This window comes from Chryseobacterium sp. 22543 (genome assembly GCF_052044565.1).
GTDB lineage: Bacteria > Bacteroidota > Bacteroidia > Flavobacteriales > Weeksellaceae > Chryseobacterium.
The window spans coordinates 773,926-788,739 of the sequence record NZ_JBQENH010000002.1 but is presented as its reverse complement, the minus strand read 5'-3'; the positions used below and the strand labels follow the sequence as shown (position 1 = coordinate 788,739).

At 34.8% G+C, this 14,814-nt stretch carries 10 protein-coding genes; 4 read left to right on the top strand and 6 right to left on the bottom strand.

Features of this window, described 5'->3' with window-relative positions; genetic code table 11:
• Positions 1-605: 605 nt before the first annotated feature.
• Together ACTJIP_RS09355 and ACTJIP_RS09350 are read right to left on the bottom strand one after the other, a co-directional pair.
• On the bottom strand, positions 606-2,030 hold the full coding sequence (locus ACTJIP_RS09355; RefSeq protein ID WP_077414696.1) for a tetratricopeptide repeat protein: 1,425 nt from the start codon (positions 2,028-2,030) through the stop codon (positions 606-608).
• 162 nt (positions 2,031-2,192) lie between these two features.
• Positions 2,193-3,686 (bottom strand): tetratricopeptide repeat protein, encoded by a 1,494-nt coding sequence (locus ACTJIP_RS09350; protein WP_440704472.1) that lies wholly within the window; start codon positions 3,684-3,686, stop codon positions 2,193-2,195.
• Between the two features lie 416 nt (positions 3,687-4,102).
• Here ACTJIP_RS09350 and ACTJIP_RS09345 point away from each other — a divergent pair, with 416 nt between their 5' ends.
• From ACTJIP_RS09345 to ACTJIP_RS09330, 4 genes are all read left to right on the top strand, one after another.
• Positions 4,103-4,579, top strand: coding sequence for a GNAT family N-acetyltransferase (locus tag ACTJIP_RS09345; RefSeq protein WP_440704471.1), 477 nt, complete (start codon positions 4,103-4,105; stop codon positions 4,577-4,579).
• Positions 4,580-4,919: 340 nt separating this feature from the next.
• Positions 4,920-5,408 carry a cupin domain-containing protein gene (locus ACTJIP_RS09340; protein ID WP_198424149.1) on the top strand — a complete coding sequence of 163 codons (489 nt, stop codon included), beginning with the start codon at positions 4,920-4,922 and terminating at the stop codon, positions 5,406-5,408.
• A 30-nt stretch (positions 5,409-5,438) separates the two neighbouring features.
• On the top strand, positions 5,439-5,963 hold the full coding sequence (locus ACTJIP_RS09335) for a hypothetical protein (protein ID WP_077414700.1): 525 nt from the start codon (positions 5,439-5,441) through the stop codon (positions 5,961-5,963).
• Positions 5,964-5,992: 29 nt separating this feature from the next.
• Positions 5,993-6,634 (top strand): cysteine hydrolase family protein, encoded by a 642-nt coding sequence (locus ACTJIP_RS09330; RefSeq protein ID WP_440704470.1) that lies wholly within the window; start codon positions 5,993-5,995, stop codon positions 6,632-6,634.
• 237 nt (positions 6,635-6,871) lie between these two features.
• Here the strand turns inward: ACTJIP_RS09330 and ACTJIP_RS09325 are convergent, their stop codons facing one another.
• The 4 genes from ACTJIP_RS09325 to ACTJIP_RS09310 form a co-directional block, all read right to left on the bottom strand.
• Positions 6,872-8,449 (bottom strand): hypothetical protein, encoded by a 1,578-nt coding sequence (locus ACTJIP_RS09325; RefSeq protein ID WP_077414704.1) that lies wholly within the window; start codon positions 8,447-8,449, stop codon positions 6,872-6,874.
• 165 nt (positions 8,450-8,614) lie between these two features.
• The gene (locus tag ACTJIP_RS09320) at positions 8,615-9,229 is read right to left on the bottom strand and encodes a response regulator transcription factor (protein WP_180565592.1); all 615 of its coding nucleotides are present in this window, start codon (positions 9,227-9,229) and stop codon (positions 8,615-8,617) included.
• A complete protein-coding gene (locus ACTJIP_RS09315) occupies positions 9,222-12,227 on the bottom strand; it encodes a ligand-binding sensor domain-containing protein (RefSeq protein ID WP_440704469.1) in 3,006 nt (1,001 codons plus the stop codon). Before ACTJIP_RS09315 ends, ACTJIP_RS09320 begins: the two co-directional genes overlap by 8 nt.
• Before the next feature lie 180 nt (positions 12,228-12,407).
• Positions 12,408-14,783: a TonB-dependent receptor domain-containing protein gene (locus tag ACTJIP_RS09310; protein ID WP_440704468.1), complete on the bottom strand. Its 2,376-nt coding sequence runs from the start codon at positions 14,781-14,783 to the stop codon at positions 12,408-12,410.
• Positions 14,784-14,814: the final 31 nt, after the last annotated feature.

Here is a 14,814-nt window from a genome sequence, read left to right as displayed (position 1 = left end):
TTTTTATTGAAAGGATTATCCGGCTTCTGCCTTCAAAGACACTGATAATCATTATCATAAATTCAATAAAACAAAACATATCATGTGATATTCACAACTAAACCCGTTGCAAAACTTACATTTTCTGAATAAAAAACAAAAAAAAACGATACTACACAGATACAACATGATTATAAATAATTATATTTCAAGGATTTACACTTTAATTCTAATTATTTATTTAATCCACAAAGATTTTGAAAAGGTGAAATTATTTGAGAGTTCTTATCAAGATACTGATAAAAAAACATGGAAAATCAGGGCTAAAAAACATTGTCAAAGAGTTTATTATTTTAAAATACAGGCTAAAAAACGAACTGCTTTAAAGTTGCTGGTCCTTTTTTCTAAAATAAATCCACAAATCCAACATAAAACACAATAACTTAACTATCAGTTATTTAAAAATACAAATATGTGATGTAGTATTCATGTAGTATAGCTTTTTTTCTTGTTTTCATTAAAAATTTTCATATTTGAACAGAGAAACCACAAAAAAATTCAAGTGGTGAAAAGAGAATATTTTCGAGTACTGTCTGACATGATAAATCAGACAGTTTTTTTTGAAATTATTTCAAGGTATCAAAGAAATGATAAATATCTGTTTCTCCAGGAATATTCAGTTTCTTTCTTATTCTGTATTTTTTCTGCTGCACACTTCTGTGCTGAACCAAAGTATAATTTGCAATTTCTTTGGATGTAAAATGCAGTTTCAGCATCGCACAAAAAATCAATTCAGAACTTTCAAGGCCGGGATTAATTGTTAAAAGCTGATCTATAAATTCAGGATAAACTTCTTTAAAACGATTCAGAAATTCAGGATCATTCTTCTTACCAAGTTCTATGATCTCTTCCTGCTTGTTGTCATTCATTCTGATTTTCAGATTTTCGGCTTCTATTGTAAGTACTTCTTTTCTTTTTCCAAGGGCTCTGATAATTCTCCATGCATATAATCCCAGCAGAGAAAGACCTACCAATGATAAAAAGAAAATCCAGTATATTTTACTTTTATGATGGGCTGCATCCTGTTGGGCTCCGGTAATGAAAGATTCCATATCCTGATTGATCGTGGCCGCTAAAGATGTATTGGTTTTATAATAAGCTTCTGTATATGCTTTCAAATAAAGGTATGCTTTTTCTTTATCTCCTGTACGTTCATACAACATCCTGAGATCGTTATAGATATATTTACCATAGTAGGCATAGATACGTTTGGTCTTTTCATTGATTTTCAAAGCCTTCTTAAGAGTTTCTTCTGCCTTATCATACTGTTTGTTGGTAAGAAAATATTCTCCCATAATAGTATTGGCATACAGGGCAATTCCGTCTTCCTTCCCTCTTATATTAGCTTTATTATAAGCAGTAGCAACGTATTTGTATGCAGAATCTTTATTCTTATGCATATAAACGTAATCACCTATTGCACAATCGGTAAGACCTGTATTATCCATTTTTTTTGCCCTGTGAAAGTATTCAAGTGCTCTTTCATAATCCTTTTTTTGGATAAAATAAATGGCCTGTCTGAAATAAATACTGAAAAGAAGATCATTTTTAAGTTCAGATTGACCGCTTTTCTGGATCAGGCTCATCGCTTCATTATTATATTGAAAAGCTTTGTCAACCCGTCGGAGTTCTAAATTGAACCTGCCGTAAACATTATAAAATCTGGCTTTGTGTATATTATCTTCTGAATGATCCAGGATTTCTTTTGCGTTATCGAAAAGAATCTGAGATTTCTGAAAATTTTCTAATGAAATATTAAGCTCTGCCAGATTGATGTAGCACAGCGCTTTTCCGTCTGCATAATTTATTTTATCAGCCAGTTTGTAATACCTTTTATTGAGATTGATCAGAGAGTCATATTCTCCGGCCACTCTGAATTTCTCATTCTGCTTCAGAAGAGAAACATCAAATTTCTTTTCAGCCTCCTTTTTTGAATAAGAATGGCATGAAACTAAAATAATAAGTAAAACAGCAAGAAAAATACGTGTCATATGTTTCTTTATTTAAGCTAAATTTCTGTATAAATTATGATTAAAAATGATCTCTCAGAATAAATTGCACTCTATTCTTTTCTCCAATGGTGCTTCTACTGAGATTAACAATAAAATCTTTTATAAAACAGAATCAGACACCTTTTATTGTGATGAATTTCTTTATTCTGTTAAGTTTTCAAAAAAGTCATAAATATCCGTTTCTCCATGAATATTCAATCTTTTTCTGATTCTGTATTTTTTCTGCTGTACGGATCTATGCTGTACAAAGGTATAATCTGCTATTTCTTTGGAAGAAAAGCGTAGTTTCAACATAGCACAGAAAGTCAGTTCTGAATTTTCAAGATCAGGATTGATTTTCAAAAGTGCTTTTATAAAATCAGGATACAGTTCTTTGAATTTTAATAAAAAAGAAGAATCATTCCGTTTGGCAAGTTCTGTTACTTCTTCCAACTGCTTAGTTTCCACATTGTTTTTCAACTCATTCGTTTCTTCTTTTAAGGAATTCTTCTTTAGCTTTAACTTATTAATTATCTTCCGTACATATACTCCTGAAAAGGTAAAGACAGCGATAGAAAGGGCAATAAATAACGGAAGATCATTTTTATGCCAGTCCGACTCCTGCTTTACTTCAGAAATAAAATCCTCGGTCGCCTTATTCATCGCGGTAAATCTTGCAGCATCAAATCTGCCTTCTTCTTCCATATATTTTTTCAGATAGAAATAAGCTTTCCCGCCGTCATTCTTTTTCTTATACAGGTCTGCCAGTGCCTTATAAACCTCTTTTATATGTGAAGAATAAGTACGTCTCGTTTTAATATTGATGTCCAGAGCTTTTCTAAGTGCTTTCTCAGCCTGCTCACTGCTATTTATTTCATTATAGTAGTATCCCATCGTATAATAAACCCATAGGGATTCTACATCAGTTGTCTTTTGGCTTAGCATTTTCTCATCTGCCTCCTCAATATATATTCCTGCAGAATCTGGCTTATGAACAAATAAATAATATTGGGCGACCATACAATTGCTGTAGGCCGAGTTTTCCAGTACATTCGCTTTGGTGAAACATTTTAAAGAAGTTCCGAACCACCCTTTCCAGGCATAGTAAATTCCTTTGTTCACGTACAGTCTTGGAAGAAGTTTTCGGGCAAGACTAGTTTTTGCAGCCTGTTTTAAAAAATAAAATGCTTTATTATTACATTCAATAGCCTTGTCATTTATTTTAAGATGAGAATAATACAGGCTATAGTCATTATAGAATGCTGCTTTATGATAATTATTCTCAGAGTTTTTCAGATCTTTCTCTGCTTTGTTGAAAAAAAAGCGGGCTTTATCATAATTTCCTGTCGAGACATTCACCCCTGCCATATTCAGATAGCAAAGACCTTTTCCGGCTTTATATTTCATTTTCGCAGCCTTTTTCAGATATTTTATATTCAGCCGGATAAAAGCTTCATACTCCCCTGACAACTGAAGGTCTGAAGTCTGGTTTAATAGAGAAGTATCAAAATTTTCTCTTTCCTTATCCTGAGAATCATGGCTGCACGAAAGCATACATAAAAATAACCCTATACAGATTGTACAGGCTATTATTTTTTTTATATCCTTTGAATGTATTTTTTTATTCTTAAGAATGATTAGATTAATTCTTTCCATCAGCACCACTTTTCCCTATATCTACCTATACATATTTCATTAAAATATGTTGATAAACTTCTACTATTATTTTACTATTTTCCCCAATAAGTGTTATAAATATACATAATTTATCATGCTTATTATGAAATAAGCTGTTAATTTTGCAAAAATGTAACATTTAAATAAAGTACCAAATTTTCCCCTTAAACAAACATTTTTTAAGCTTTCCGGACTGCTCTATAAACTTTTCCGCTCAAAAAATGATTGCTTTTGTTTATAATAAGACTAACTGAAGTGAAATTTGTTACAAATACATCGTTTAGTTTAAAAATTTTAATACAATTGTTGAAATTCAACCGGGCATACTAAAAGAAGTTCAGAATAATCTATATACTTGTACCCGGATATTAATGGAAATGATTACCCTACTGACTATGATAAATATTAGCTATCGAAAACTTATCTCCGGAGAAAGTAAAATGTACCGGGCCATCCGCCTGGAAAGTCTGGAAAAATTCCCTGAATCTTTTGGAGCAACCTATCAGGAAGCCCTGAGTATTGAAAAATTTCGGATAGAAAACGATATTGAAGAACAAACACCGGAAAGATTTGTATATGGAGCTTTTGCACAGCAGGAACTCGTGGGTATCTGTACTTTTGTTAAAAATGAAGATAGCACCGGAAGTATTTACCAGATGTATGTAAAAAGAGAGTTTCAAGGAAAAAATATAGGTCAGGGACTGATTGAGGCCGTTATTGCCGAGGCCTGTCAAAAATTTAATGGCATTGAAATCATTCTAGAGGTTATTCCCGGAAATGACAAGGCTTACAATCTGTACCGGAAAATAGGGTTTCACGAAATACCTAATACTCTTTCTGAAGAAATCAGTATGAAATATATTCCCGGATAAGAATATTTTATTTTTAATAGTAAATCTTAATGAGGAGAAGTTTATTGTCCTGATCCCTCTTCTGTCCGTTGCTCGAAAATCATCGATCAATTAATCGAATACTACTCAGCTTTAAAAGCAAGAAACGCCATGTAAAAGTTATCATTTTTACATGGCGTTTCTGTTTGGCCTCAATTCATTCTTTATTGTATGTCTTAATAGCTGAATGTCCTGTTTATGTGAGGTAGGTCACGCAATCCATTGTCAAACTCTACCGAATTTTGCTCTATGATTTTCCGTTATCCCAATTCATCCGAATACAAGTAACTGGATAAAAATTACAATAATTAATTTCTGAAAAATGAAAAAAACAAATTACTTTATAACTCTGCTTTGCACCGTTGCATTTCTAAACACCAACCATACTCATGCTCAAAGTTTATCCAATAATGAATGGGGAGATATCTATCCAGAAAATATCAAATGGTCAGCATTTCCAGCGTTTCCACCTGAAGCCCGTCTTGCTGTACTGATAGGAGATCCGAAAAAGGCAGAACCCTATGTAGTTCGGGTAAGAGTACCTTCTGACGTGGTACTGCTTCCGCACAAGCATCCTGAAAACAGAATATATACAGTCATAAGCGGTGTATTTTATATTGGTATAGGCGAAAAGTTCGATGCTGCTAAATTAAAGGCTTATCCATCGGGAAGTGTTGTGGTACTTCCTGGAAATACACCGCATTTTCATTGGGCAAAATCAGGAAGTTATGAAACACAGGTCAGCGCCTTTGGGCCTTTGGGAATAAGCTATATGAATCCTTCGGATGATCCCAGAAATAAAGGAAAATGAATTATTAAAATGAATTAAAATATAATTAACATGGAAAATAAACCCATTATTGTTGATTCAAGCTTTTCTGCTGTGATCAACGCACCGATTGAAAAAATCAACCTTCCGGAATGGTGCTTTACCCTTCCGGAACACGAATATCAGGCATGTTCCCCTGCTCACATTGCGGCAGGCGTTACGACCTCTACTGAGGGTAAAAGAATGTCTATTAATGTAGAAATACTTGGAGGAAATCCAATGGTACAGCATTATATAGAAACCGTGTCCGAGCCCACACACCTTATCCTGGAGTCTGTTTCGGATGTTTTTACCCCTACCGGCCGTGTTACTATCCTTGTACACTGGGAAATGAGTGTAAGAAAGATAGATGATAATACTTGTGAATTTACCAACAGAGTCCTATCAAGACCTACTGATGATTTCCTTAAAGGACTGGAAAAGCAGGGAATCCCATTTGAACTTTTTAAAACCCAACGACAGCCAGTTTCTATATATCACAATCAAAGCGAGACGCCTTTGTTTGCAAAAAGTATTGAAAGACATGCATTGAGATAAAATTAATCTTATATTAAATAAAAAAGAAAATGGAAACACCAATCTATGAACATAATAAAACAGCTTTGTTATTTATTGATCCTTACAATGATTTTCTATCTGAAGGTGGGAAAGTGTGGCCAAGAGTGAAAGACGTTGCAGAAAGCAACAATTTATTGAATAATCTGCGAAGCATCGTAAAAGCTGTAAGGCAGGCAGGTATACAGATCTTTATTGTTCCGCACAAACGATGGGAACCTACAGATTACCAATACTGGAAATTTCCCAACCCTACTCAGATAAGCATTATGGAACGTCATTCTTTTGCAAAAGACAGCTGGGGAGGCGAATGGCATCCTGATTTTACTCCTCAGGAAGGAGACATTATTGCCAAGGAACACTGGGCACAAAGTGGTTTTGCCAATACAGATCTGGATATGCTGCTCAAGCAACGCGATATAACCCATGCCATCGCTATAGGATTGCTCGCTAACACCTGTGTTGAAAGTACGGCACGTTTTGCAATGGAGTTAGGATATCATGTAACCCTGGTAAAAGATGCAACAGCAGCCTTCACCTCCGAAATGATGCATGCAGCACATGTCCTGAACGGGCCTACCTATGCTCATGCACTCCTCACAACCCATGAACTTATCACTGCATTACCCGTAGAAAACAGCACCGGATCATAGAAGACGATTATCTATAAAACTGATATAAACAGAAGGCGTATTTTCATGCGCCTTTTTAGCTGATTAAACACTGCACAGTTTTTTTACGACCCCATTACACAATTCAGGCTTCCTTTCTTGAATACTTATATACAAGAAGTAAAAAGCTGTAAAGAATATATACTTTACAGCTAAAATTTCATGGTGTGTTTTTAGAATCTTTCTTGATCTGATAATCTTATAAATATATTGAGCAACTTAATTTTGAAACTTCACAAAATCTAAATAAAAGCTAGGGTTTCCTATATTAAAAGCAGGAACCACTCCGTTAGTTTTAATAGCCAATACCGGATAGGTTCCGGGTGTTGAAAAATACAGTACCCGGTTCTGATCCCTTGGACTCATATTAGCAACAGTAGAAACATTACAGTAGGTTTTCCAGACCTCTCCAATCCCATTAATATAAAATACATAATCGTTACAGTCAGAAGCAATTGTAAGACCAGAGCGGAAAAAATACCATCCTTTTGCCGGTATCGTTACTGAAATCCCTGTGGCCAGCCCACCACCGCCTGTAGTTCCGGTAAAAGGATTTACCAATGTTCCGGTATAAGAGGTCCAGTTATTGGCAAATGCAGTAGTAACCGTAGAAGACCATGTTGCTAATCCGTTAGCATCACTTGTGAGTACATATCCCAGTTGCTGGGTACCGTCTTTAATCTGAAGGGCTCCATTAGTAGTTCCGTTATCAATAACCATCTTTGCACTGGAAGCTCCGGCAGGTACAATATTGGTTCCAACCAGAACTTTCCCAGTACCATTAATGCTTAAGTTATTCCCTGCGGTTGCAATATCTGCTGCTTGTGAAAGAGTTCCTCCCAATTTTACATCTGTTCCGGATAGAGTAAGACCATTACTTGCTGTGATGTTATTATTAATGATTGTTGTTCCCCCATTTCCGTTACCTCCGGCAAGTTCTGTAACTGTCATAAAACCTATCCCTGGATTCAGTTGAGCGGTTCCAGCTCCCCCTAATCTTACCTTTACAGATGTATCAGCGATAGGTCTGTAGATCGCATAAGCTTCAGGCTGCCCTCCAAGGGATGTTGCCGGATAGTTATTTATTGCATCAACTACTCCCGTGGTGCTGGAAGGAAGAACAGAGTTATTGGAAGCATCTACCCATTCATAAACAAAAAATCCTCCTGCCAAAGAAAAATCAGTAGCGTGCAACTGACATCGAAGCACATAGGTCTTGCCCGCCTTCAGATTAAAAACACCTGAGTTATAAGTGATGTTATTAGAAGCAATTACAGATCCGAAGGTCACATCTGACCCTGTAGATACTACTTGAGCCGCGTTAGGTTTTACAATAATGTAGTCTCCTGTAGAAGAAGAGCCTGCTGATAGGAGTTCCCATGTAGAATTTGTTCCTGTAAGCCCCGTATTTACCAGTTCCACACTTTGATTCGCAGGAATTGAAATAGTAGCACTGCCATTAATTGTTTCCGGAGCCGCAGAAAAGACTGTTATTTTAAAGTTCGTATTATTTTTAATTCTGTAAATCCGCCCTTTAAAATTCCCGACTCCACTAATAGCAGATGGAAGGTTAAATATAGCATCTGCCCCTCCGTTATATGAAACATGGAAGTCTGATGATGTTAAATTATAAGACGTTGTATTCACCGCTTTATAACTTGCGGCTAACGATCCGTTAATATCCATGGTAGAACCAGGGTTCACAGTATTAATCCCAACACTTCCAGCCTGGGCAAAAGCAACGGCCGGGCTAAAAGCCAGCATTGCAAAAATTAGTTTTGTAGAAATTTTAAGCATTTATCATTATTTTATTTACATTACTAAACCGTGTTGTTTAACATAATGTAAAAGTATTAGAATAAATACTACAGGAAAGATCACAATACGTAGAAATAAACTAAGCAATTTGTAGAAAATTTTCTACACTTTGAAAAACTAATTTCTACTGAAAATACAGTACAGCTATGACATATAAGCTTCATATAATTTAATAAGGTCTGCCAAATTGGTTGTTTTTAATTTTTTATGAATCCTTTTTTTATAAGTACTTATAGTGGACATCTGAATTTCCATTTCATTTGAAATTTCCAGGTTTCCGTTTCCTTTTACCATTAATATGAAAATTTCATATTCTCTTTCCGACAAACTTTTAATGCCATCAAGTGCAGATGGCTGTAAGAGTTTGTTTACAATACCATTGGGATAATAATTGCCTTCTGCAAACATTTTCATGACTGCTTCAGAAATTGTATCTACCTTGCTTAATTTATTAATATAGCCATCTGCCCCTTCTTTGATATATTGTACTCCAATATCTTCTTCATATGCTGAAAACACAAGTATCCTGATTTCAGGCTGGATGCTCTTAATTTCTGAAATCATTTTTTTATTCCTGCTTTCGGGCATATTAATATCCAATATGAGTAAATCATATTTTTGTCCGGAAATTTTATCCAGAACCTCAGGATAGTCTGCAGCCGTATCTATTACAGTGTTGGGAATACGTGATTCTAAAATGATAGAAGTTCCCGTTAATACAATATCATGATCATCCGCTATGAGGATTTTTTTAATCATTATTCCGATTTTTTAAGATTAATTGGAAAGAAGTTCCTTTTGCTTCGTTTCTTTTGATTATAATTTTACTTTCTATCATTTGGAGCAATTGCAGTACAAGATGAAGACCCATACCATACTTTTGTAATAATAACTTCTCATTTTCAATATTCTCCTGAAGTTTAGTATAGTACTCAATTTTCTGGTCATCCATCCCGATACCTGTATCGGTAATTTCTAAAATTATCAATGTATCCTTATCTGATCCATTGATCGTAATAATTCCGTTTCTTGTAAATTTCACTGAATTATCTATCAGATTATGAATAATAACAGCCAAGATGTTTTTGCTGGTACGGATCATTAATTGTTTGCTGACCAGATTTACAATTGTGGTATTATGATTATTGGCAATTTCCTCAAAAAGAATTTTCTTTTCTTCCACAAGGCTATACAACGAATAAAGTTCAGTCTCATCAGTTCTGTATTCATTGTAAATATCAGCATACTCCTTCAAAGTCTTTGTAAAATTATAGAGTTGGTTGGACGACTTGTAAATAGAGTTCAAAATCCTTTCCGTATTGGATACGCTCATTTCCTGATAATTTAAAACTTCTTTACTTGTTAAAGCAATAAACTTTAACGGTGTAGTAATATCATGGGTAATAGTACCAATAAGCTTTTTCTGCTGTTCAATTTCCTTTCCCAATTTTATTTGAGTAACTTCAAGATTATTGACAGTTTCTGATAAAATTTTGGTCCTCAACTGAATAACTGCCTCCAATTCATAGTTTTTCTTTCTAAGGAAACTTGTCCGCCATTTTATGGAGAGATAAAATAAGCATAACAGCAGGAAGCATGTTAACAGTTTGAACCAGAGAGTCTGATAAAAAAAAGGGGGAACAGTAATTTTTATTTTTTTGAAGATATATTTCTGCTGATCAGAAACAAGCATTCTAACAGTAAGAATATGTGTACCATTACCAAGACTTCCAAGCAAAATCTTTCTATCTTTTCCTACAGATATCCATTCATTTTTTTTCTCATTATCAAGATGTGTCTGAATGATAACATTATCAGGATTTGCATAGTAAGGAACATCAATAAAAATTTCTGCTCTCGTGTTTTCCTGACTAAGTGTTAAAGTATTTGCAAAAAAACTTTCTTTACCATCAATTCTGGCTCTTTCTAAGTATATGTCTGTTGGATAATAACTTTTGACCTTTAAAGGATTAAAAAAAACAAGACCATCTAAGGAAGGTAACACAAACTCTTCATTTTTTAATTTATTACCATTTATGTTAGCTCCACCATTAAATTCATTAGTACTAAAGCCTGTTTCTTTTGAGTATTTGTAATAGTGTATTTTAAAATTTCGATTCTGAACATATTTTAACAACATGTTTTCCTTTATTTTGTACAAGCCATTGTTCGTGGAAATCCAAAAATAGCCATTTCTATCCTCCAATATGGTGTGGGATGACAGAAGGTTTCCTTCAGAATCGACCGGCAATTTTATGAGACTGTTATTTTTTAAAAGATAAAAACCTTTTCCCAGGGTTGTTATCCATATGTTTCCATCTTTGCTGCGTATCACGTCCCGGATCGACAATTCATTATGACCATTTAACTTGTATATTTTACCTGGCACAGCCGGGAGTTTGAACAAACCTTTTATAGTTCCTACTAAAATATTGCCACCATCTGTCAACATAATTCTGGTGGGTTCACTGGCAAAAAAATATTTTTTCTTTAAAGATTTATAGGGCCAGTCTTCATATATGCTCAAAACACCCGTGAATTCAGTACTTCCCTTTTTTTGTTTGGAGGACAAGACATAATATTTTCCATTAGCAAATAAAAAATCTTTAACGGTCTCTTCTCCTGTAGAAATTCTTTGAAAATCCAAAAAATCTCTCTGCTTATCATATACAAGAAGAGTCTGTTCCTTTCTTGTAATAATATTTCTGTACTTATCAAAACCTAAAAAATAGGATATGTTTTTCCCAAAATTTTTACTTTTAACCAGTCCATTTCTATTATATATTTCACCTTCAGGTGTTATTACACATGAGTCACTAAAAGGTTGAATAGCATAAAAAACGGCCAGCGATTTTGGATTTTTTTTTTTCGAGGAAATGAAATCTGTTAAACTCACAATTTTCAACCCATCTGTGCTGCTCCCCAAATAAAGTTTTTTGTATTTTTCATCATAATAAATACTCATTAAGGTGCTCTGAATTACATTTTCCAGCTGAACCAGTTTTGATATTTTGAATGCTCCATTACTATAGGTATACCGATAAAGAGTATTATTATTTAAGACAAACCCTTGTCCACTCATTCTGTTCCAGAATACTTTACTTCTGACATCAGCAATAACAGGCACATCATAATCAGCCGTAAACCTTCCCTCTTCTATTGTTCTTACTTTTTTAGCATTATGATCAATATAAAATAAAGTCTCTCCAATGACAAAAGTATTGGGACTATTTTTATAAACAGGTTTCTCAATCACCTGGATCTGGGAATTTGAATGCCGACCCTCATAAATAATGGAATTCTCCGCAATGAAATACCGCCCTTTTTTAAAGTTCATAAAAAAATAGCTGTAGGTATAGTTTGAAATAGATAAACTATAATTTATATACCCCCTAGCAATAAGTGAGGGAGATTTCTTTATATTGTTAATTACCTTTGGAGCTTTCTGATGGATTAGCACAGTTTTTCCATAATCTCCATCTGTAAAAATACTATCCTTTTCAGGATTACCATAAAAATAGGTAAACCTCTGGCTATTCAGGGGGAAATTTTTATATACTAAAAAATTAAGGCCATCATATCGTACAATTCCGTTTTCTGTTGTCAGCCAAATAAAACCATATTTGTCTTTAATAATGTCTTTTACACTATTCTGAGGAAGTCCGTTATCCGTATTGAAAAGCTGGGTAGTATATTGCTGGGAATAAATCGAAAGAAAAGCAAGTAGAAAGCCGACTACAAGAATATTTCTGTACAAACCTATTATTATTTATTGATACTGTAAAGATAATTCATTTATGTATAAATAAATTATCAAATACCAACATTCATATAAAAAGTAGTCATTCAATTCGTATAATGATCTCAAGTCGTAACTTCTTCATTTATTTAATTGCAGTAAATTATTTCTATTTTGGAGAGGGTTATGTAAATACGATCAATTACGGTTACCTGATTTAGCCTGCCGGACGGTCTGATTATCTCTTAAATTAAGTCGATATACAAGTGTTAATCGGTAACGGGCTGCATTGGGAATATTGGTCTGATTGATCTGGTAATCTGCTCCTGTGGTTTTGCTGATAGATTTTCGAAGATCGAACAGGTTACTTACATCAAAGGACACTGTTGCTTTATCCTTTAAGAAAGTTTTGCTGCACCCAAAATCAATACTATGCAAAGCGTTTGAGTAAGTTTGGGCAGTTGCATTGGCTCCCCTGAAATTATACACCGACTGAAAAGCAAGTTTATTCTTCAATTTCACCTGAGCGCTTACACGGGCTGTAAGTGTATTTCCTGAATAATCGAAGATCTGATTCTGATAACTTCCCTGTTTGACATAGTGAAATATATTAAGTTCAGTATTTAACTGTAACCATTTAATAGGATTATACAATACGGAAAGCTCTAAACCACTGCGCTCTTCTTTGTTGATATTAACCGGCATGGTAATAAACAAACCATCTGCATTTTGATACGTATAATCTTCAATGACCCCAGTATTTTTTTGATAATAAAGGGATGGATTAAAAGTAAGGGTCTTCCAGTTCTTCAGGAAAGCCAGTTCAAACACATGAGCATAAGATGGGTTCAGATCCGGATTACCAATATAACGGCTATTCAGATCGGTCAATTCATTGAAAGGATAAATCATTCCCAATGATGGCCTGTTGATCCGTTTACTGTAACTCCCCTGTAAGGTGGCACCTGTATTAAAACGGTAACTGACATTTAACGTAGGAAATAACCTGCTATACTTTTTATCATTTGTGTAACTTCCTATACGGTCTTCAATACCTATACGGGTCAATTCGCCTCTTATACCACCCTGATAACTCAACTCCCCCATTTTGCCTGCAAACTGCACATAAGCACTCCCAATAAGTTCTTTATATAAAAGATGATTGTCGATCTGATTAATAATTTCCCAGCCCGCAGAATTTTGCTGTTCAGCAGTGAAATCACTGTTAACCCTCCTGTTCTCCAGTTTCAATCCAAATTCCAGTGTCGAAGTACTGTCCAGTGGCTGTATCAGATCTGTTTTAATCATCAGATCCTTACTCCCTCCTACCGAGCTTGTTCTGATTGTGGGAAAGATAACAGGAGCTGGAAAAACTCTATTAGTTGCCAGATTCCATTCTTTATCACTGTCCCAGAAATCATATTGCATATCCACAGTAAATTTTTTGCCGGTGCGTTCAAAACTTTTTGTATAATTAAATTCCAACTGATTGTAACTTCGCTTTTCCCATGATTCGCCACTGCGGCTAAGTGTACTATCAGTGACACCACCCTTTCCTGAATATAAATAGTTCAGCCAGGTCTTATCATGATCATGTGTAGAATTCCTAAGAAAGGCTGCAGTAATCGTATTATGGTCATTAATCTGGTAATCTGCACCAAAATAAAGCAATTTGGCATTATCATGGCGGTTCTCATCCTGGCGTTGGCTCAGATAAACCGCGTTACCTGAAAGTCCGGTAAATTGCTCTGTTTTATAGAGACCCACATAATCTGATAATCGCAAACCATACGTTGCAAATAGGTTAAGTTTATCTGATTTATAATTTAAACTGGGACTAACACGTGTTTCATTAGGAATACCGCCAACTACCCTTAGCTGCCCGCTGAATCCATCTTTCTTATTTTTTTTAAGAATAATATTAATAATTCCTGCCGACCCTCCGGCATCAAATCTGGAAGAAGGATTGGCAATTACTTCAACACGTTCCACCTGATCAGCAGGTAACTGTTCCAGGACATTACCCTGAGTTAATCCGGTTCGTCGTCCATTAATTAATATCAATACATTAGCATTACCACGAAGACTAATCGCACCCGTAGGACTCACACTGACTGATGGAACAATGTTCAACAGATCAGTTACCGCTCCTGTTTGAGAGAGAACATCCTTACCTACTTCAAAAACTTTCTTATCAAGTTTTAAATTGATCGAACTCCGATGTCCGGTTAATGCTACCTCCTTCAAAAGTTTTGTGTCAGCCTCTAAAGTTATTATTCCAACATCTGTCAGCAGGTCCGTACTCACTTCTATTGGTTTACTGACTGGCTTAAAACCTATCAGATTATAAGTGATATGATAGGTTCCGGCTGGTATATTTTCCATCTTGAATATTCCTTTGGTATCCGAAATACTGGTCATAATTATTTTTTCCGTACTATCTTTTAGTGTTACATTGACATGCGGGATAGGAACAGAAAGATTTTCATAAATGACACCCGTTATTTGTGCGTGCTGTGCAAAGGAATTTTGAACAGTTAACATGATCAGAAAAATGAGTAGTATTTGTTTCATGATGTAAAATTAAATTCCAGAAGTACTCATT

Bases quoted from the DNA above. Each gene is read 5' to 3' on its own strand.
- ACTJIP_RS09335 (WP_077414700.1), top strand. From the start codon at position 5,439: ATGGAAAATAAACCCATTATTGTTGATTCAAGCTTTTCTGCTGTGATC.
- ACTJIP_RS09310 (WP_440704468.1), bottom strand. From the start codon at position 14,783: ATGAAACAAATACTACTCATTTTTCTGATCATGTTAACTGTTCAAAAT.
- ACTJIP_RS09325 (WP_077414704.1), bottom strand. From the start codon at position 8,449: ATGCTTAAAATTTCTACAAAACTAATTTTTGCAATGCTGGCTTTTAGC.
- ACTJIP_RS09320 (WP_180565592.1), bottom strand. From the start codon at position 9,229: ATGATTAAAAAAATCCTCATAGCGGATGATCATGATATTGTATTAACG.
- ACTJIP_RS09350 (WP_440704472.1), bottom strand. From the start codon at position 3,686: ATGGAAAGAATTAATCTAATCATTCTTAAGAATAAAAAAATACATTCA.
- ACTJIP_RS09330 (WP_440704470.1), top strand. From the start codon at position 5,993: ATGGAAACACCAATCTATGAACATAATAAAACAGCTTTGTTATTTATT.
- ACTJIP_RS09345 (WP_440704471.1), top strand. From the start codon at position 4,103: ATGATAAATATTAGCTATCGAAAACTTATCTCCGGAGAAAGTAAAATG.
- ACTJIP_RS09355 (WP_077414696.1), bottom strand. From the start codon at position 2,030: ATGACACGTATTTTTCTTGCTGTTTTACTTATTATTTTAGTTTCATGC.
- ACTJIP_RS09340 (WP_198424149.1), top strand. From the start codon at position 4,920: ATGAAAAAAACAAATTACTTTATAACTCTGCTTTGCACCGTTGCATTT.